Origin of the sequence: Algoriphagus lacus (assembly GCF_003583985.1) — a bacterium.
In the GTDB taxonomy this organism is placed as follows: domain Bacteria; phylum Bacteroidota; class Bacteroidia; order Cytophagales; family Cyclobacteriaceae; genus Algoriphagus; species Algoriphagus lacus.
This window is the reverse complement of the sequence record NZ_QXML01000005.1, coordinates 258,267-277,526: the sequence shown is the minus strand read 5'-3', so window position 1 is coordinate 277,526 and position 19,260 is coordinate 258,267. Positions and strand designations below refer to the sequence as shown.

General features: G+C 45.7%; 15 protein-coding genes. 2 read left to right on the top strand and 13 right to left on the bottom strand.

Features of this window, described 5'->3' with window-relative positions; genetic code table 11:
* Positions 1–15: 15 nt before the first annotated feature.
* The 10 genes from priA to D0X99_RS11965 all read right to left on the bottom strand — a co-directional run bounded on the left by priA (position 16) and on the right by D0X99_RS11965 (position 13,977).
* Positions 16–2,535 (bottom strand): replication restart helicase PriA, encoded by a 2,520-nt coding sequence (gene priA, locus D0X99_RS12010; protein WP_119478165.1) that lies wholly within the window; start codon positions 2,533–2,535, stop codon positions 16–18.
* Positions 2,536–2,539: 4 nt separating this feature from the next.
* The gene (locus D0X99_RS12005) at positions 2,540–4,570 is read right to left on the bottom strand and encodes a thioredoxin domain-containing protein (RefSeq protein WP_119478067.1); all 2,031 of its coding nucleotides are present in this window, start codon (positions 4,568–4,570) and stop codon (positions 2,540–2,542) included.
* Positions 4,571–4,646: 76 nt separating this feature from the next.
* Positions 4,647–5,633 carry a GSCFA domain-containing protein gene (locus D0X99_RS12000; RefSeq protein WP_119478066.1) on the bottom strand — a complete coding sequence of 329 codons (987 nt, stop codon included), beginning with the start codon at positions 5,631–5,633 and terminating at the stop codon, positions 4,647–4,649.
* A gap of 27 nt (positions 5,634–5,660) precedes the next feature.
* The gene (locus tag D0X99_RS11995) at positions 5,661–6,404 is read right to left on the bottom strand and encodes a DUF1835 domain-containing protein (protein WP_119478065.1); all 744 of its coding nucleotides are present in this window, start codon (positions 6,402–6,404) and stop codon (positions 5,661–5,663) included.
* The gene (locus tag D0X99_RS11990; protein ID WP_119478064.1) at positions 6,401–6,826 is read right to left on the bottom strand and encodes a DUF1801 domain-containing protein; all 426 of its coding nucleotides are present in this window, start codon (positions 6,824–6,826) and stop codon (positions 6,401–6,403) included. Before D0X99_RS11990 ends, D0X99_RS11995 begins: the two co-directional genes overlap by 4 nt.
* Before the next feature lie 2 nt (positions 6,827–6,828).
* Entirely contained in the window at positions 6,829–7,218 is a 390-nt protein-coding gene (gene gloA2, locus D0X99_RS11985; protein WP_119478063.1) for an SMU1112c/YaeR family gloxylase I-like metalloprotein, read from the bottom strand.
* A gap of 96 nt (positions 7,219–7,314) precedes the next feature.
* Complete coding sequence (locus tag D0X99_RS11980) at positions 7,315–9,387, bottom strand: S9 family peptidase (protein WP_119478062.1); 2,073 nt, start codon at positions 9,385–9,387, stop codon at positions 7,315–7,317.
* A gap of 2 nt (positions 9,388–9,389) precedes the next feature.
* Complete coding sequence (locus D0X99_RS11975) at positions 9,390–10,697, bottom strand: D-alanyl-D-alanine carboxypeptidase (RefSeq protein ID WP_119478061.1); 1,308 nt, start codon at positions 10,695–10,697, stop codon at positions 9,390–9,392.
* A 62-nt stretch (positions 10,698–10,759) separates the two neighbouring features.
* Positions 10,760–12,967 (bottom strand): sodium-translocating pyrophosphatase, encoded by a 2,208-nt coding sequence (locus D0X99_RS11970; RefSeq protein ID WP_119478060.1) that lies wholly within the window; start codon positions 12,965–12,967, stop codon positions 10,760–10,762.
* 161 nt (positions 12,968–13,128) lie between these two features.
* Positions 13,129–13,977, bottom strand: a complete 849-nt coding sequence (locus D0X99_RS11965) for an SdiA-regulated domain-containing protein (protein ID WP_119478059.1) — start codon at positions 13,975–13,977, stop codon at positions 13,129–13,131.
* A 60-nt stretch (positions 13,978–14,037) separates the two neighbouring features.
* On the opposite strand from D0X99_RS11965, the gene D0X99_RS11960 reads away from it, so the two are divergent.
* Both D0X99_RS11960 and D0X99_RS11955 read left to right on the top strand, forming a co-directional pair.
* On the top strand, positions 14,038–14,658 hold the full coding sequence (locus D0X99_RS11960; RefSeq protein ID WP_119478058.1) for an HD domain-containing protein: 621 nt from the start codon (positions 14,038–14,040) through the stop codon (positions 14,656–14,658).
* Positions 14,659–14,949, top strand: coding sequence for a hypothetical protein (locus tag D0X99_RS11955; protein WP_119478057.1), 291 nt, complete (start codon positions 14,659–14,661; stop codon positions 14,947–14,949).
* A gap of 51 nt (positions 14,950–15,000) precedes the next feature.
* Here the strand turns inward: D0X99_RS11955 and D0X99_RS11950 are convergent, their stop codons facing one another.
* From D0X99_RS11950 to D0X99_RS11940, 3 genes are read right to left on the bottom strand one after another with little or no spacing between them, the layout of a single operon-like run.
* Positions 15,001–17,649, bottom strand: coding sequence for a hypothetical protein (locus D0X99_RS11950; protein ID WP_233553705.1), 2,649 nt, complete (start codon positions 17,647–17,649; stop codon positions 15,001–15,003).
* Positions 17,650–17,706: 57 nt separating this feature from the next.
* A complete protein-coding gene (locus tag D0X99_RS11945) occupies positions 17,707–18,537 on the bottom strand; it encodes a hypothetical protein (protein ID WP_119478056.1) in 831 nt (276 codons plus the stop codon).
* A 50-nt stretch (positions 18,538–18,587) separates the two neighbouring features.
* Positions 18,588–19,148 (bottom strand): DUF4402 domain-containing protein, encoded by a 561-nt coding sequence (locus D0X99_RS11940; protein WP_158587702.1) that lies wholly within the window; start codon positions 19,146–19,148, stop codon positions 18,588–18,590.
* Positions 19,149–19,260 lie beyond the last annotated feature (112 nt).

Here is a 19,260-nt window from a genome sequence, read left to right as displayed (position 1 = left end):
TTTTCCGAGGAGCAATCAACTCGGATCTACATCCACGATCCATCTTACCGAGCGGAATTCCGGTCGGGATTGAAGGTCTTCCAGGATTTTCGCCAGACTTTCTTTGAATACCGCCTGAGAGTTACCGTTTCGGTCCAGCTTGATCAGGCTCTCAAACTGATACTGGTTTTTAATACGGGCGATTATGCCTTTTTCCGGTCCAAGTACAATTTTCTTGGCAGCGATATTTGCCATTTCCCGATGCAAGGCGTGAGCCGCTTTTTCGGCGATTTTAAAGTCGGAATGACGGGTGGTGATTTTCACTAATTTGACATAAGGAGGATAATAAAACTTCTTTCGGTCGATCATTTCCTGACGGAAAAACTCGAAATAATCTCCTTTGATCACTTTTTCATACAGGTCATTTTCCGGATCGCGGGATTGGATGACCACTTGACCTTTGGCTTCCCGCCGACCTGCTCTACCGGCCACTTGGGTGATTTGCTGATAGGCTCTTTCCCCTGCCCGAAAGTCAGGGAAATTTAAAATCCGGTCTCCGTCCCAGATTCCCACAACGGTGACTTTCCCAAAATCAAGCCCTTTGGTGATCATTTGCGTACCCACCAAAATATCGATTTGTCCAGCTCCAAATTCGTCCAGGATACGCTGATAACCATACTTATTCCGGGTGGTATCGAGGTCCATTCTCCCCATTCGGGCTTCGGGGAACAGCAAACTCAAGGACTCTTCTATCCGCTCCGTTCCCATTCCCATAGTGGTTAATTGCGTACTTCCGCAGGCAGGGCAGGACTGAGGTACTTTTTCCTTGTAGCCGCAGTAGTGGCAGCGCATTTCCTCCGCAAACTGATGGTAGGTCAGGCTGACGTCACATTGCACACACTGACCGGTCCAACCGCAATCCTCGCATTGGATATAAGGGGAGTAACCCCGTCGGTTTTGGAAAATCAGCACCTGCTCTTGCTTATCCAAAGCCGCTTGGATTTTCTCCCGCATCAGCCGGGTAGAGTCAAGTTTGAGCAAGTTTTTCTTTCGGTCAGCAGAAAGATTGGCCAGATGAAATTCAGGCATGCTGGCATCACCAAAGCGATGGTTGATCTCCACATAGCCGTATTTGCCCTGATTGGCATTGAAATACGATTCAAAGGAAGGTGTCGCAGAGCCTAGCAGCGTTTTGGCCTGATGAAAATAGGCTAGCATGGTCGCAGCATCCCTGGCGTGGAATCTCGGCGCCGGGTCAAACTGCTTGTAGCTTGGTTCGTGCTCTTCATCGACGATGATCAGTCCGAGACTGTCAAAGGGAAGAAATATGGAAGATCGTACACCTACGACAAAGGAAAATCTACCGCACAATACGCCGTTCCAGACCTCCACCCGCTCGTTGTCGGAATATTTGGAGTGATAAATGCCCATCTGGGATCCGAAGACTTTTTTGAGTCGGCTCACAATCTGGATAGTCAGGGCGATTTCGGGCAAGAGCATCAACACCTGAGAACCACTTTCCAGCACCTCCTGAATCAGTTTAATGTAGATTTCGGTCTTGCCACTTCCGGTCACCCCATGTAGCAAAACCGTCGATTTGCTTTCGAAATGGCCTTTGATTTCTTCCAAGGCCGCTTGTTGAGTGGAGGAAAGCTCCGAGGCTTCTTTTTCCGGTTCCTCCTCCCCGAGTCGGTTTACGACAAGTTTAAAGGATTCGAAAATCCCGTTCTTGATCAAGGTCTTCAGGGAGCTTTCCGAGTCTCCTTCTTCCAGAAGTGTGGCTTTGTCCACCCCTTTTTCGTTCAGTTGAGGTTTTTGGAAAACCGGAACATCCCGCAGGTATTTGAGTAGGATGGATTCCTGCTTGGGCTTGCCGGCAATTCCTTCAAAAACAGCCTCCAAAGCAGTTTTGCTCTCCGCAATATCCTTGGTGAGACGAAGCCTGGTTTCGACTTTCGGGGTATATTTCTCCTGGACTTTTTCAAAAATCAGGATGGCCTCTTTGGCCACCAGACTTTTCAAAATCGGATGTATGGTTTTTACTCCAAGGATTTTCTCGCAGTCTTCGTAGGTGATTTCCTCTGATTTTTCGAGCGCTTCCAGGATCTTTTCCTCCCTGAAATCCAGTGGATATTTGCTCTCTTCCCGGTCAAAGTTAGGGTTGAGTTGAATTTTGCTTTCGCTGGAAAGTCTCAGGCCAGACGGCAAAGCTGCATGCATCACCTCGCCGATGTGGCAGCAATAATAGCTTGCCATCCACACCCAAAAGCGAATCTGCAGCGGATTGACGCTTGGCTGGATGTCCAATACATCCAAAATTGGCTTGGCCTCGTAGGCCTGGGGAGGTTTGTTGTGTACTTTGCCGATGATCCCTGTCAGGACTTTCTTTTTCCCAAACTGCACAATCACCCGAGCTCCTATCTGAATCTGTGATCGAATTGCAACAGGTATCTTATATGTGAACATCCTCGGAATCGGGACGGGCAGGATGACATCGGCGAAATTGTTTCCGCTTTGTTTTTCAAAAAAATCCTGGTCTCCAAACAGACTTTCCACCAATTCAGGCTAGATAAGGTAATTGAGCTGCGGCTTCATCCAATTCACTTACCGGCTTTCGGCAGGCTCGGTCGAAGCAAACATAAATTAAGGCATTTCCAGTTGGATCGGGCGTTTTGCCCTGAAGAATCGGGGCAATTTCTGTCGTTGTTTCTGACCAGGAGACTACCTGATTGGGGAAATAATTCTGTTGAAACGTTTTGGTCAGCGATTCAGCCCCATTTCCGACAATCGAAATCTCGGCAGTCGGGACAATGGATTCCAAGAGGAAATTGGCCCAATTGCACAGGAATCCGGGTTCCTTTAGAATCAAATCTTTCATTCCGCCAAGCATATTGGAGGCTAGCACTGCATACTTTTCCTCGTAGGTGTAAAGCGAAAGCCGGTGAAGGTTTCTAGCCATCACGGAATTGGATGCTGGGATTACGTTGTCGAAAATCTCCTTTTTGTTGGCGATCAGCTTTTCAGCTTTTGGATTGTTGAAAAAGAAAAATCCGTCAGTCTCATCGAAAAACTGTTCGATGCAGAAATCCGCCAATTGCTGTGCAAGCTGAAGCCAAGCGGTATTTCCGCTTGCCTCAAATGCCATCAAACTCGCCCGGATCACCGCTGCATAATCCTCCAGAAACGCTGGCGTGTAGGCTTGGCCGTTTTTGTAGGAGCGATGCAACACTCCGGCGTGGATCATCTTTTCCCGGATAAATTCCAGATTCCGAACCGCCAGGTCCAGCACTCGTTTTTCCCCGGTAGCCCAATAGGCTTGGATCAAACCGGCGCTTATCAGCCCATTCCATCCGGCGAGCACTTTATCGTCCTTTCCCGGATAGACTCGTTGATTTCGGACTTTCAAAAGCTGGGATTTGACTTGATTGAGTTTATCCAACAGGGCTGATTCGGTCATGCCAAATTCAGCAGCCACTTCCCCATAACTCTTGGTTTGGAAGAGAATATTGACTTCCTCCTCCCAGTTTCCATGTGGCTTGAGGTTGTAGAGTTGGCTCAGCCAGGGCATTTCATCAGGTACCAAAGCCTCCAGTTCGGAATAGGTCCAGGTGTAAAATTTTCCTTCTATGCCTTCACTGTCGGCATCTTGAGCGGCATGAAATCCACCTTCTTCCTGATGCATTTCGGCTTCGAGCCAATTGACGGTTTCAGTGACTTTTTCCAAAAAAAGTGGGTCTTTACTCACCTGAAACGCTTTTGCACAGAGTTCAAGCAGCTGCCCGTTGTCGTATCCCATTTTCTCAAAGTGCGGAGCAAACCACTCTCCATCCACGGAGTAGCGTGCAAATCCACCGCGGAGGTGATCGTAGATTCCTCCCATTCCGATCTTTTTCAGGGTGAAAAAGACCTTCTCTTTAAGGGCTTCATTTCTGCTCAGGATTGCATAGTCCAGTACAAAAAGCCAAATGGCAGGCATTGGAAACTTGGGTATCCGATTCATTCCTCCCCATTCTGAGTCAAACTGTCCTGTGAGTTTGGTAATGATTTCGACAAGATCATCGGGATCATGCGAGACTTCTCCCGCAGCGATTCCGTATTTTTCGGTTTCCCGCCGGTTGAGGCTTCGGCCAAAGCCTTCCGCACTTTCGGCCAGTTGGTCTTCATGCTTGGCAAACGCATCGGCGATATTGGCAAGCAGCTGTTTCCATTTGTGGTTTGGGAAATAAGTGCCTCCGTAAAATGGCTTTTGGTTGGGCATCAGGAAGACATTGAGTGGCCAACCCCCATGCAATCCCATCGCTTGGACGGCATCCATGTAAATATTGTCCAGGTCTGGGCGCTCCTCCCGGTCGATTTTGATGCAGACGAAATGCTCATTCATTAAATCAGCCGTCACCCGATCTTCAAAACTTTCCCGCTCCATCACATGACACCAATGGCAAGCTGAGTACCCGATGGACACGAGAATGGGCTTGTTTTCTACTTCTGCTTTTCGCAATGCTTCCGGCCCCCAAGGAAACCAATCTACCGGATTGTGGGCATGCTGAAGGAGATAGGGACTTTGACTATGGAGGAGGCGATTGGTCGACATTGTAAAATTGAAAGATTACAAAATTGGTAAAGAAGCTATTCAAAACCGGAGGTTAATTCTGATTTCATTCCCTGTTTTAATTGGTTGTGGCGGGATTTAGTTGATCAGAAATAGATTTTATCTCTTTAGAAAAATCAAATTCTGCATTCAATCGTTCCAGCTTGGAAAGTAAGTTTTGGAGAAATTTACGGTGGGAAGCAGAATCGGGATTCAATGGGCGGTGGGCGAGTTCCATACGGATTTTGGTGATTTCAGCCACTTTAGTTTGGGTATCCAAGCTGAAAAGCGCCTGCTGCCAATTTTCCCAGATGTAGTTTTCTGCTTCCTCTGAGGGATGAATCAGATCGGATTTGTAGAATCGGTAGTCCCTCAATTCATCCATCATCACTTCATAGGCAGGGAAGTAGGTGATATTCGCATGGGATTCTTCCAGGTCGGCGCAAAGCACTCGAAGCAAACTTTTACTGAGTTGATTTTCGGGAATTCCATCCTTCAGATGGCGTACGGGGCTCACCGTTAGGATGATTTTTAGGTTTGGATTGATCTGATGAAGGTTGTGGAAAAGGACATCCAATGAAAGTTTCATGTCTTCTTTTTTCCACAATCGTTTTGTGAACATTGATTGGGGCTGCTTATGGCAGTTGGCGACTAATCCCTGATCCAACAGTTCATATCCCCAAGCCGTTCCGAGCGTGAGAATCAGGTGGGTTCCGGTTTTCAAAAAATCCAAAACCAAATCTCGTCTTTGATTCAGTTTTTCGAGGAGTTCAGCTTTGGTTTTTCCTACCAAATCCGAATGGGCTTCGTAATGAAAAAACATGCCATCACGCTCCAGAATCAAATTTTCATCAAAAGGATCGGAGAAAATCGAAACTTCCAGCAGCCGGGCAAGGGCCATGGGATGGAAAATGGTCCCAAAAGGGTTAATCAGGATTTCAAATTTGGCATCATTCATTTTTTGCCCGATGGTCTGGGCAAAGCAAGATCCCATACTCAGGATTTTGCTTTGATAAGTGATCGGAAAATGAGAATGGGGAATGGGAAAATCAATTGACCAACGCATGGGATGAAATTACTTAGAATTTTTGCATCAAATGATCCCGAGCTCTTTGCACATTCTTTTCACCTGTAAATCGCCGAATCCGTATTCAGGAAGCTGTTTCTGAAATACTCTGAAAATAGCCTGGAAGTCTTTTGTTTGGAGTTTTTGGCTGATTTCAATCAGAGCTGCTTTTGGCTTTCCCGGAAAATCACCCAAAGGAATCATGTCCCTCCAGGCTTCCACCGCGGGCTTGATAAATGGGAATCGTTCGGTAAACATTTCTGCCACTTTCAGGGCGTCGAAAATATTTTCTTTCTGGAAATGAACCCATAGCTCTCCCAATACTTCCCTCTCCCGCTTGTTCAGGGAATGGGATTTTGTGAGGAAGGCTTTTTCTATTTCCTTTCCACGTAAAGTTGAAAAATGGTAAGGTGAATCGGGATAAGGAAGAACCAAAAACACTTCAGCCGGATGGGTTTTGAGGTAATTAAGGATAAACCAAAGGTTGACCTGACAGAACAAGTCTTCCTCAAACCAGCAGTAGATCTGGTCATCTGAACCAATGGACTTGATTTTTAGAATTTCATCCCGAACCTCGGTTTGGTAGTTTAGGTCCTGAACCTCGGGAAAGTTTGTTCGCAGGAAATCTTCTCTTTTTTTCCAAAATTCCTCACCTGAATCGGCTGTCACTGGTCCATCCATCAGGCATTCTCTAAAAATGATCCGCTCCCCTGGGATGGAATCTGGAAATTGGGCTGCCAATGCATCCCCGTTTAGAATATGGTAAATCATTTGGTAGGGTAGTGGGCTTTCATAAAGGAATGAGATTCTGCTATCAGCTGCTTCAAAATCTCAAGATCGATATCGCTTAATTTATTGATATACAAACATCCTGCGCCCATTTTGTATTTTCCGAGTTTCGAAAAAAGAGATTCGAATTTCTGTTCCATACATCCCAAGAGGTAAAGCGAATGAGCGGCTTTTCTTGGAGAAAATCCGGTAATCAAAAAGTCACCTTCCCGTCCGCTTGCATACTTGTAATGGTACTCTCCAAAACCGATGATGGAAGGTCCCCACATGACTGCTTTCTCGCCGGTGATTTCTTCCATTATTTTTTTGAGGGCAAAGGCTTCTTCCCGCTTTTTTGGAGAATCTACTGAATTGATAAAGGCATCCACTGAAGCGGGGGTGGGTTGAGTTTTATTTTCTGCCATGGTCAAAGTTCGTATAGTTCTATGGGTAAATCATCCGGATCTGAAAAGAAGGTAAAGCGCTTTCCTGTATACTCATCAACCCGGATGGGCTCAGCTACTACGCCCAAATTAGCCAAATAAGCGACAGATTTTTCCACATTTTTTACCGCAAAAGCTAGATGGCGTAGTCCAGAAGCCTCGGGTCGGGAGGTCCGCTTGGGAGGATTTGGAAAAGAGAAAAGTTCGATCAGATAGTTTCCATTCAGGGACAAATCCAATTTGTAGGATTGGCGCTCAGCGCGGTAAACCTCCCGGATGATCTGGAATCCCAGGACTTCGGTGTAGAACTTTTTAGACTTCTCGTAGTCGGAGCAGATGATCGCGATGTGATGAAGGGAATTGAGATTTAGCATAGAAAGATTGAAATATTGGAAGATTTGAAAATCAGTCCACAGACGACAGTCCACCGTTTTTGGCAGTGGACCGTGGTCTATAGACCGTTGACCTATTTAATCCATCAAATGCTTTTTCAGAAATTCTGCCGTCAGATCCCCCACCTTGACCATGTTGCTCCATTTCATCCAATGGTGGGTATCACCCGGGATCATGACAGCTTCATAAGGCTTTTTCAGTTCTTCAAATCTCCTGATCAAATCGGTGGTTTGGCTGACGTACACATTGCGGTCATCGTCTGAATGAATGAAAAGCACAGGGCTTTTCCAGGTGGATAAATCTGCCATGGGAGAGGATTTCCAGGCTATTTCTTTGGCTTTTTCATAATCGGGAGCCACCTCATATCCATCAGGAATACTGTAGCGTCCATCCAAATCATGAACCCCATGGATGTCTACCCCAACTTTAAATAAATCTGAATCCCTCGCCAAAGCCAATGACGTCAAGTATCCTCCGTAGCTGCCTCCATAAATTCCAATTTTGTCAGGGTCAACCTGCGGCAATGAAGCTAAAAATTCTCCACCGGCTTTGATGTCCTGGTATTCCACAGCGCCTTGATGGTAGGCAAAGGCTGGGCGATGGAACTCATAGCCATACCCGATTCCCAGTCGGTAATTCACAGAAAGTACCACAAAACCGAGCTCGGCGAGGTACTGATTGTAGGCATAGGTATTGGAATAGTAATCCATGTAACTCCAGCCCAAAAGCATCTGTCGCTGTGGTCCTCCATGCACAAATACCACCCCGGGCTTTTTGGCAGGTCCACCTTCCTTTTCGAAGAGTTGACCATAGACTGTTGTTCCATCCGGAGCGGTGAATTTGACTTGCTTTGGAGTCACAAGTTTGGCCTGTGGGAAATCCGAAGGTATCAATTCCTGCTGCAGCACTCCGGTCTCCTTGCCATCATTGACAGTGACTAAATGGGGACGTTGAGTAGTAGCGGAAAAGAAGGCCAGTTTTCCGGCTGTTCCCACAAAAACGGGATAGGCCTCGATGCCATTTCCTGAAGTCTCCCAGGTTAACTTTTTGGTGGCCAGGTCCACACTTCCAATGTGTCTTCGATCCAAGTCTTCTTTTTCAGGTCCGGTATTGGCAGAAAAAACGAGGTGGGTGCCATCACTGCTCATTGCTATCTGCTCTACCATGTAGTCTCCAGGAGTGAGGGACTGAACTTTCTTACTGGCAATATCCAAAGCGAAAAGATGTTGCCAACCCTCATGATAGGATTCAAAGACTACTTCTTTTGAATTTGGGAAAGAGAGGAAACCATTTCGGAAAGATCCTCGCAACGTTTCAGGTGCTTTCCAAAGAGAAACTGCCTCGCCAGATTTGATATCTGCTGTCATTATTTCCCAAGGCTCATGTCTGGGTTCGAGTAGGGGAAAGGCAGCGCCACTTCCTCCTAATATTTTTACAAAGGCGATTTGGGTTCCGTCAGGTGACCAGGTAGGTTTCAAATAGCGGTGGAATGATGGTGCTATCCAGCGAATCGGAGTGTCCTGATCCTCATATATTCCCAAAAGCTGATGTCCACCTCTATTTACCGTAAAAGCTAATTTTTTACCATCGGGGGAGTAGGAACCTGAGTTTACATTCCCTCGGGTTTGAAAAAGTTGGGTAGGTTTTTCAGTTCCGCTAAGTTTAGTCCCCCAAACTTGTCCGTTTTTTAAGAAAACCAATTGGTCGGGGAAACCCAAAGCAATGTCTTCCCCTTCGGTAATTACTTCGGCTTTTTTGGAACTGAGATTGATTTTCCAGATTTCTACTTTCGGAGGATTGGGAAGATTATCAGGATTCACTGTACCAGAATATTGATATCCTCCATGATCTCCACCCCTGACAAATACCAGCCAATTGCCATCCGGGGAAAACTTCAAACTGGTTATTTCCTGACCATCATCTTCATTGAATTGGGTAAGACGAAGCGGGCTAAAATCAGGAGCTTCTGCGAAATAGACATTTCGCTTCCCTTGCTCATACATGGCCCAGGCAATTTGCTCCCCAACAGGAGAGGAGACGAGTTCAGAGGGAAAACTGAATTTTCCGATCTGCTCCATCGTGAAGGATTGAGCGAGGAGCGATTGGGTAATTAGGAGAAAAGGGAGGAGGAACAGGAGAATGCGTTTCATAATTAGTAGCGGTCGTGAATTAGGTATAGTACCTTCTGAAGTTCATTTTTAAGGTCATTCGATGGAATGGCATAGGTATTCATCAGGCAGGAAAAAAGCAGGATTTTCCCGCTTTTGGTGATAAGGTAGCCACTGAGTGAATTGGCCATGCTGAGTGAACCGGTTTTGGCGTAGATGTAGGGAGGCTGGCCTTCATCGGCTTTGTACCAGTTGCGTATTGTACCGGATTCGCCTCCTGCGGGAAAGTAGGCCTTGATTTTTTCCAAGGGCACCTCAGCTCTGATTTTTCCCAAAAGGGAAATTATGGACCTTGGGGTAAACATGTTTCTGGCAGAAAGTCCGGAACCATCCACCCAAATCGGCTCGTCAGGCAAGTCCTGAAGGAGATTTTCCTTGGCGTAGTCAATTGCATCTGCCGTGCTCAGCGTATTAGTCAACTGGTCCGAAACCAACATCATCAGCTGCTCGGCAAAAAAATTGTCACTGATTTTCATCATTTGGGCATATAGACTGTCTGCCGAAATGGTTTCCAATTTTTGAGGATCCTGATTGAGGTACGATTGATTCTGGATTAGGGTAACTTTTTTACCCAAAAGTTCGGAAAGCATCTGAGCGGAAAGTTCCGCTGAGGTAATGAAGGGAATATCGGTTTGGAATGCCTCGTCAACCTTTTTGTCAGTGAATTGATACGAAAAAAGGTTGGAAAACCGATCCCTTTCAAACTGATATCCCTGCCAATTATCGGTCTTTAATGCGGAAAGGACAGTTCTGAACCGTTCCGGAAAAATTGTGATTTGTTGTTCCCCTTTTGCTTTTTGGAATCTGACCACATTCCCATAAATCGGAAATGCAGAACGCTCGGTGGCATAGTAGGCATTGTACCAATCCCATGACCATCCTGGCCCAAAGGCTTCAACCTGATCGAAATTATCAACCAGGAAAAGCTGTTTCTTGGATGCTTTCAGAAAATCGATCACCGTTTCATCCTTAAAATCCGGATGCAATAGGCCGGGATCTCCTGTGCCCCAAAATATGAGGGAATCGCCACGTTCCAAATAATTGAGTCCATTGACCAAGCCGTCACCCAGGATAGAGTAGGCGGTGTAAAAAGTGAAGAGTTTGGTGTTGGATGCGGGGATAAAGTACTGGTCCGAATTGATTTCAACCAAGGGTCGGTCTTTCTCCGGATCCACGAGCATAAAGCCGAGATGACCTTTGTCAAAGACCTCTGACTTTTTTACGGACTGATTGATTTTTTGGACGGTGCAGGAACTTAGTGCGATCAACAGACCGAAAAGAATTTTCTTCATTCCCTTAAAATAAGAAAAGCTGCCCAATTTGAGCAGCTTTCCGATTTGGTTGATTGGTTTAATTATTTGGTTACTGTCACCGTTTCGGTTTCTACTTTTTTACCGTCCACGATTTTGATTTCCTTTTTCACTTCCACTTTTTCACCCACTACTTCTCCATGAGTACCTTCGGAAATGTGAGGAGCGATAACCAAAGCCACAATGGACATCAATTTGATCAGGATGTTCATGGATGGACCGGAGGTGTCTTTGAATGGATCACCTACAGTGTCGCCGGTTACGGAAGCCTTGTGAGGCTCAGATTTCTTGTAATAGATTTCGCCGTTGATTTCAACACCTTTTTCAAAAGACTTTTTCGCATTGTCCCATGCACCGCCGGCATTGGACTGGAACATACCCATCAAAACACCGGATACTGTCACCCCTGCCAACATTCCTCCCAATACTTCAGGACCGAAAGCAAAGCCAACAATAATCGGAGAAATCAATGCAATAGCGCCCGGAGCGATCATTTCGCGGATGGAAGCTTTGGTGGATATTTCCACGCACTTCTCATACTCAGGCTTGGCTTTGTATTCCATAATGCCTGGGATTTCTCTGAACTGGCGTCTCACTTCATTTACCATGTCCATGGCAGCGCGTCCTACAGCCGCGATTGCCAAAGAGGAGAAAATAAACGGAATCATACCGCCGACAAACAGTCCGGCAAGGACGTCTGCTTTGTAAATGTCAATAGCGTCAATTCCAGCGATACCCACAAAGGCAGCAAATAAGGCCAACGAAGTCAACGCTGCAGAAGCAATGGCAAAGCCTTTACCGGTTGCAGCAGTGGTGTTACCGACAGCATCCAAAATATCTGTTCTACCACGAACTTCCTCAGGAAGTTGGCTCATTTCAGCAATACCACCAGCATTATCCGCGATAGGACCAAAGGCGTCGATAGCCAGCTGCATGGCGGTAGTTGCCATCATACCTGCCGCGGCAATTGCCACACCGTACAAGCCTGCAAATTCATAAGAACCATAAATACCTCCCGCCAAAACCAGGATTGGAAGTACAGTGGACTCCATACCTACAGAAAGACCACCGATAATGTTGGTCGCGTGACCGGTAGCTGACTGTTTGATAATAGATAAAACAGGACGCTTGCCCATCGCAGTGTAATATTCCGTGATGATAGACATCAGGGTACCTACTACCAATCCAAGGATGATGGCATAGAATACGTCCATGTTGGTAAACTCATAGCCTCTGATGGATAGGCTTTCAGGAAGCATATACTTTACGATAAAGAAAGAAGCAATACCGGTGAAAATGATCGAAGACCAGTTACCCATATTCAATGCTTTCTGAACATCGCCTTTTTCGTCTTTGATAGTCACGAAGGCCATGCCCATAATGGAAAAAATGATTCCCAAACCTGCCAATACCATTGGTAGGAGAATCGGGGCAATGCCACCGAAGTTGTCCACTGAAACGATCTCACGACCCAGTACCATTGTTGCCAAAATGGTAGCAACATAGGAACCGAACAAGTCAGCACCCATCCCTGCAACGTCACCAACGTTGTCACCCACGTTATCCGCGATGGTAGCTGGGTTACGTACGTCATCTTCAGGAATTCCTGCTTCCACTTTACCTACCAGGTCAGCTCCTACGTCAGCTGCTTTGGTATAAATACCACCACCCACTCGGGCAAAAAGTGCAATAGACTCTGCTCCCAAAGAGAAGCCTGCCAACACTTCCAAGGCTTTTTCCATTTCTATTCCATTCACTCCTGCGCCTATACTGACTACATAGAGTTGGTAGAAAATGATGAAAAGTGATCCAAGGCCCAAAACTGCCAAACCTGCCACACCCAGACCCATTACTGATCCGCCGGTGAATGAAACTTTAAGAGCCTGCTTTAAGCTGGTTCGAGCAGCCTGAGTAGTTCTTACGTTGGCTTTAGTGGCGATTTTCATTCCGATGTAGCCAGCTAGAGCAGAGAAAAATGCTCCAATCAAAAATGAAATGGCAATGACCGGACTGGAGGTTTCTACCAAAGTGCCTGACCAAGCCAGTACAATACCGGCTATGACAGCAAAATAGGAGAGGATTTTCCACTCAGCTTTCAAGAATGCCATCGCTCCGTCTGCAATGTAGCCGGAGAGTTCCACCATGTTTTTGTCCCCTGTGTCCTGTTTGGTGACCCAGGCGGATTTTACTGCCATGACCAGCAGGCCTACCACTCCCAAAGCCGGGACTAGGTAAATCAGCGCTTGTTCCATACTATATTTTGATTCGATTTGGGTTTTTGATAAATAATTGGGCAAAGATAGAATTTAAACTTTACGAGCCAACCCGGAAAAGAATATCAAGACGGAAGCGTTTTCTGCGAGAAACAAACGCCTTGAAATCAGTAGGATGGTTCGTTTGATTTTTAAGATTTTTAGCGGGAAATAGGAAAGGACAGTAGGTTTGGCTTTTTGTTTTGCCCTTCATTTGAAATGAAGAGGTTTCCATTGGGATCAAAAGAAATTCCTTCCGGCTGCTCAAAAAGCTTGGGATCGAGCGCATGGACGCTTTTGGGTGAAAAAGTCGGAGACGTTACCAGGAGCCATTTTCCAGCTGAAGAAAGGATAAACAGATCACCAGTTAGGGGATGGATCGCCGATGCGGAGGGTTCCATGGTTGGCTTTTGGTCGGAAAAAACAGATTCCATCCCAGCTACTTCATCGAACTTCAGGGTTTGAACCGGATTCTCTTTAAAGGCTTCGGTTGTAAGATCAAATTCGAAAACCGAGGATTCGCCTTTTTTATCCCACTCGCAATTTTTGCAGATGATCAACAGAGAATTTTGTCCGGGTTTTTGAACCAGGGTTTCAAAATCCTTTTTCCCCTTTTGGCTGAATTCGAAAACTTCAGTTTGGGGGTCATTTTGGAGAAAGTTTGTCACCCGATGCAAGTCTCCATTGCTTTGCAAAACCCAAGCGGTGTCTCCCAAAATAGCCAAGTCCTCGTAGTCTTGGTCCTTTCCGAATTTCACACGGGTTTTGATTTCGCCGGATTTGGGATCGATCTGGAAAAGATCTCCGTATTCATCGTCCACTGCCCAAATGAAATCTTCTTTCCAGAAAATTCCGGAAATCTCTTTTAACTCCTCAAGGAGTTTGACTTTGGAAACATTTTCCAATTGATACCCTTCCGGTAGGGAGTAGAGGTTTTCCACAGGTTGAGTGTTTGAATTACAGCCTGAGAAAAATACCGTAGCCAATATTAAGATTTTGGGGATGCGCATGGTTTTTCAAAAACTTAGTTTTTATCTTAGCTAAGATACTGTATTATAAAACCTAATGAAGTGAAAATAGAATTGGACAAGTTTGAAAGTTGGATCAGGGAAATGTTTTCGATCCAGTTGCATCCCCAGGTTTGCTTTCACGATCTCAATCACACCTTATTTATTGTCGAAAAAGTAAACGAACTCGGGAGGTATTACCAGTTGCCACGTGAGGAAATGGAGGATTTATTTTTTGCAGGCTGGTTTCATGACATTGGCTATTGGGACGGAGATCCCGTGGAGCATGAAGCTCAGGGTGCGGAGATGGCCGCTGGTTTTTTGAGGAATTTTGAGCACGAACCTGAGCGGATTAATCGGATCACTTCCGCCATCCTTGCTACCAAAATGCCTCAAAGTCCCAAAAATTTGTTTGAGCAGATTTTGTGCGATTCCGATCTGTACCACCTGAGTTCAGAGCAATGGTATGAGCTGACACTATTGCTCAAGGAAGAACGCGAAGTGCTCATTGGGGATGAATTGAATCTATTGGATTGGTTGAAAATTTCCAGGGATTTTGTCAATTCCCATCAGTATCACACCGACTACGCAAAACAGTATCTGGAACCAAAAAAAAGAGCCAATCTGGCTAAGCTGGATGGTATCATTCATGAAATGACCACAACAAATTCAACGATAGACTAAATGCAAAAGTCCCTGTCGGAATTTTTGAATACTGATTGCAGTCAGTTTTCCAGTTCGGCCGAATTGACTGCCTTATGGTACGATGGAAAGGGCGATTGGGAAAAAGCCCACGATCAGGTAGATCAACTTTCAGGCAAAACGGCTGCCCGCGTTCATGCCTACTTGCACCGAAAGGAAGGGGATCTTTGGAATGCAGATTATTGGTATGCAAGGGCAGGAGAGAAGCGCCCACATCTCAGTTTGGAGGAGGAGTGGGGAGAACTGGTAGAGCGATTTTTGGCAGCAGGATAATTGTAACGATAACCTTAAAGTGTTCGAAAACCTGATAGGTTAAAAAGAAATCTAATCCTCCGATTTTGGTTTTAAGACCAAAGTAAGCCCTTCCAAATAGTCTCCGTCTGCCAATGCTTTGATTTCAAATTCCAACTCTGCCGGATCTGACTCTACCTGCATGAATTCCAATTGTTTGGAATCTACCTTCAGCTTGTATTTCCCAGGCAGAAGTCCATAGGAATAGAAGCTTCCATCTGAAAACGTACGGATGATTTCCACCGGTTCGGTTTCGCCTTCCCGCATCAATTCCAGTCTCAAACCACCCTGTCCCTGCTCCTTTCCATTTTTCTCCAGAAGGATAAACCCATCAATAATTCCGGTTTGGTAAAGCGGAATATCAATTTCCCTGAAGCGGTTCGGTTCGGCAACGAAGGAGAAACTCTTCAGTTTAGGAGCCAGATTTGGATTAGGCAATGCCGCTACGTCAATGTCCAACCGATACTTCCAATAGCTTTGGAGTTGGGTGATGCGCAGGATTCCGTCTGAGCCAATCAGGATATTGGCGGAGCGATCCAATCGGACTGCTTTTGCCGGTACGACTTCTTCTCCTGTGTCATAAATCCCGTTTTCATTGGCATCGATAAAGAGACGGACGGTGGCCCCGGAACGGGTAATTTGGTCTCTGTTGCTTGGGATGACGGAATTTCCTGCAGGATCGTAAGCTAAAGATCCGCTAAATCCCTGCTGGAAGGAGTAGCCATTGGTTCGCTTGGAATACTGGGTGGACGTCCTGAGAGAGTTAAAATCATACAGGAACCCTATCTGAAACTGTGAAAGGTCACGGATCAATTCTCTGTCGTAGCCTAGGGTAAAGCGCCCGTTTTTGAATAAGGTTTGGGAAAGAAGAAAACTTACCGATTCGGGTTGCTCCAGCAGGGTAGAATATCGGAATTGTCCTCGAAGGAAAAGTCCGCGGACATAGACCGGAATGCCAGGTGTGCGTGGCAAGGTGTAGGTAAGTGAACTGGTAAAAAGGCCAAATTGATTTTGGGTGGGATTCTCAGGATCATTGACCAATCCCCGAGCACCTCCTCGGTAGTTAAACCGAAGAACTACTCGGTTGATTTGAGTATTGAAGTCAAACTGGTAATTGTTAACTCCCAATCCGGTATCAAACCAAATCCGTTCACCGGTTACCCGGAAGCCTGAGAATTTCCCCAGAATTTTGAATGGATAAAACACATTCAGGTTGGCATCCCGTGTTTGTCCTCGAAAATTGAACGCAGAGTTGGGATTGTATTCCGTGTATTGAGCGTTGATGCTGGTATTGTCTGAGTAAAAAACACTGGCATTTGCCCGATAATAACGATCCGGTAAGGCATCAATATTCAGCAGATACTGTTGAAAAAGTCTGGCAGAAAGTCCAAAGACCGGGTAAATGGATTTTTCTCCGAAAATTTCTCCCTGATCTGCACCTGCCCGCACAGTTAGGGCATTGGTGATTCCATAAGAAATATCCGCATGGGTAGCCAAGGTGGTGCCCAAACTGTCAAAAGTGAATTGGGGTAGACCAGCTTGAATATTGTATCCCACAAACCCTTTGGGTAAAAAGCTAAAGGGAACCTGGATTTGTCTATCCTGGATGATGACCTCCCCTTGGGGGGTGTAAATTCTTGTGCTTAATCGGACGGTACCGTAGGTGACTGGCGCATTGAAACGGTAATAGCCCACTTCATCCGCTCGGGTAAAATCAACCAATTGACCTCCGATCAGTAATTCCACTTCCGAATCGGGAACAGTTGTGCCATCAATCACAAAAACATCCAAATCCAAACGTGGGATCACGGGATTGTTGGTGACTGAAATTCCGACCAAATTGGCTGCGTTATTGAAACTGGTGGTATTGACTTGGCCTGCTGAGATGCTGGCTAGTCCGACATTTTTCTCTGGAGTCATTCCACCGGGAAGTACGTACCTCCACCTCAGGCCTGAGAAACTGCTCAGTAGATTCCCGTTGTTGATATTTCCATTGTAGCTTCCCTGAAGATCCCCACCCAATAATTCCATTCCGGCATTAAAGTACAGGCCTAGGTTATTTCCTGCATCTGTGGCGTTGTAATTGACATTGTAATCCAAGACACCAAGACTTAGGGCTTTTCGTTCCCGGTCATAAAGGAGTGGTGCAGCTGTGCTTCCTTGACTGGTCCGTTGTTGGAGTTGTTTTCGGATACTTTCCCTCTTTTGTCGTTCTTCTATCGGAAGAGTGTAATCAGATTTCATACTCACGCTCAAGGCGTATGTGTTGATGGTAAAAGTGATTCCAAAAATTCGCTTGAAGTAATCCGGATGAAGGAAAAGATCCAGTTCACCAAGGTAATATTTATCCGCTTCTAGGGTTTCGGATTTCCCGTTGATGATCAATTGATTGGTGACAGGGTCTACAGACCAGTTGTCATTTTTAGTTGGATAGGCTCCTTTTAGGCCTTTACCGCTATCTGTGCGTTCAGTTGGTATATATAGTAAACTTAAGACTTCCCCAAGAGGGAGAAAGGCCACATCTCCGAAAAATACCCCGTTGAGGTACACATTCCCTACAGCCGGATAGTTGAAATTAAGCAATACCTCTCCATCTGGCTCTTGCTGGGCAAAAGCAGGTTGAAGAATCCCAGTTAGTGATACTAACAGGAATCCAAGAAGGAGAAATCTGAGTGATTTCAACTGTTCAGGTAATTGGGCTTTGGGGTGGTCTGGAAAGGAATTCGACTATATAAACACTTACTGAATATTGAGCGTCACTTTTTGAGTCACAGCAGGGGCCTGTACCAAATCAGAGGATGGGATATCAGATCTTTTGGTCTCATAGGTAAGCGTGATTTCATAAGTTCCAGCCGGAAGATTTTCAGGAAGCTTCAATTCCACAGCCCTTTTCCCGGAGAAATATAAGGCAACCGTTTGTTGCTGTTCTGCCAAAGTCTCACTCTGTGCATTTTTCAAAGTGGCTGTAACACTTCCCAAGTAGGGTGAGTTTCCGCTCACTTTGTACTCCGGTATGACCCGAACCATTCCGTCCTTGATTTCAGTAGTCACTTGCCCAAACTCCAATCCGGTGGTAGCAGTACCTACTTTCTGAAATGCGGCGATCACTTGATCAAACTTGAAGTTGACCTGAGTGGACACTCCTTCCGTGGTTGTTTGCTCCACATCGGCGGTCTGGGCATTTGAAGTGATTTTCACTCGGGTGAAATAGGTGCCTTCTGCCAGCGATCTGTCCGGCCTAACCTGAAGTCTGACGGTCTGTTGCTGTTGAGGTGCTAGGATAAAGGTTCGGGGAAATGCTCTAAGGCGATCGCCCATTCCAAATTGCTTTTCCATTAGGCTGTCTCCATAGACCATAGTAAGATTGCCCAATTCGTCATTTCCGGGATAGCCAAAGAGAAAACTCACGTTGATTTCCTGAGGCGTATCCCCGGGATTGGTGACGAATAGCGTTCCTATTCCATTTTGGTCGATGAAAACCGTAGTGGGAGCCAAGGATACCTGTGCCAAAGCTGAAAAAGAGCCCAGACATAACAAGAATGCGGAAATAGCTGGTAAGATGTGTTTCATAAGATTAAAGTATAGAAAAGCCGGCAGAAATTCCTGCCGGCTTTGGGTAATTAATTGTATTCAACGTCAATGTTAAATGTACCGGTGTAGGTACCAGTTGCTTGACCAGTAAGAGCTGGGATTGTACCACCAACCCAAAGGAAATAAACTGGATCAAAAGCAGGTGTGGTATCTGGATTATCCGCCAATGTAACTTGGGAACCAGATGCCACAGCTGTAGCAGCTGCCTGGGCAGTAGATAGGGCAGCGCCAACCACTTCTGGAGTCATGGTCATTGTTGCAGGAGTTGAGCCACCATTGGATAGGGTTACTGTGGCATCATATGATACCGTAACGCTAGCAGCTGCACCTGCCAAATTAAATCGGGCTACATTTACCACAGTACCTGTATTGGCATTAGTTGATCCATTTGCATCTAGAACAACAGCACCAGTTGTAGATGCTGAAAGTGTACCGAATGCGATTTCATCCTGAGTTCCATCTAAGGTAATGGTGAGGTTTGCTAATACTTCAGCAGAAGCTGTCGCTGAAGCTGTTTTCTGCGCGTTTGCTGCAAGTCCCAAACCTGCTACCATGCAAAGGGTAAGAATTGATTTAAAGATTGTTTTCATTTGTTTGTTGTTTTTTTTAAAATAATAGGTAAAAGAAAATTTTGAATTTTTTTTTGCTTTAAACATCGTTGATGTTCTTTAAAGGTTTGATTTACTGTTTTTTCATAGGCAT

Coding starts and splice junctions, on each gene's coding strand:
- D0X99_RS12005 (WP_119478067.1), bottom strand. CDS start 4,570: ATGTCGACCAATCGCCTCCTCCATAGTCAAAGTCCCTATCTCCTTCAG.
- D0X99_RS12000 (WP_119478066.1), bottom strand. CDS start 5,633: ATGCGTTGGTCAATTGATTTTCCCATTCCCCATTCTCATTTTCCGATC.
- D0X99_RS11995 (WP_119478065.1), bottom strand. CDS start 6,404: ATGATTTACCATATTCTAAACGGGGATGCATTGGCAGCCCAATTTCCA.
- D0X99_RS11990 (WP_119478064.1), bottom strand. CDS start 6,826: ATGGCAGAAAATAAAACTCAACCCACCCCCGCTTCAGTGGATGCCTTT.
- gloA2 (WP_119478063.1), bottom strand. CDS start 7,218: ATGCTAAATCTCAATTCCCTTCATCACATCGCGATCATCTGCTCCGAC.
- D0X99_RS11980 (WP_119478062.1), bottom strand. CDS start 9,387: ATGAAACGCATTCTCCTGTTCCTCCTCCCTTTTCTCCTAATTACCCAA.
- D0X99_RS11975 (WP_119478061.1), bottom strand. CDS start 10,697: ATGAAGAAAATTCTTTTCGGTCTGTTGATCGCACTAAGTTCCTGCACC.
- D0X99_RS11970 (WP_119478060.1), bottom strand. CDS start 12,967: ATGGAACAAGCGCTGATTTACCTAGTCCCGGCTTTGGGAGTGGTAGGC.
- D0X99_RS11965 (WP_119478059.1), bottom strand. CDS start 13,977: ATGCGCATCCCCAAAATCTTAATATTGGCTACGGTATTTTTCTCAGGC.
- D0X99_RS11955 (WP_119478057.1), top strand. CDS start 14,659: ATGCAAAAGTCCCTGTCGGAATTTTTGAATACTGATTGCAGTCAGTTT.
- D0X99_RS11945 (WP_119478056.1), bottom strand. CDS start 18,537: ATGAAACACATCTTACCAGCTATTTCCGCATTCTTGTTATGTCTGGGC.
- D0X99_RS11940 (WP_158587702.1), bottom strand. CDS start 19,148: ATGAAAACAATCTTTAAATCAATTCTTACCCTTTGCATGGTAGCAGGT.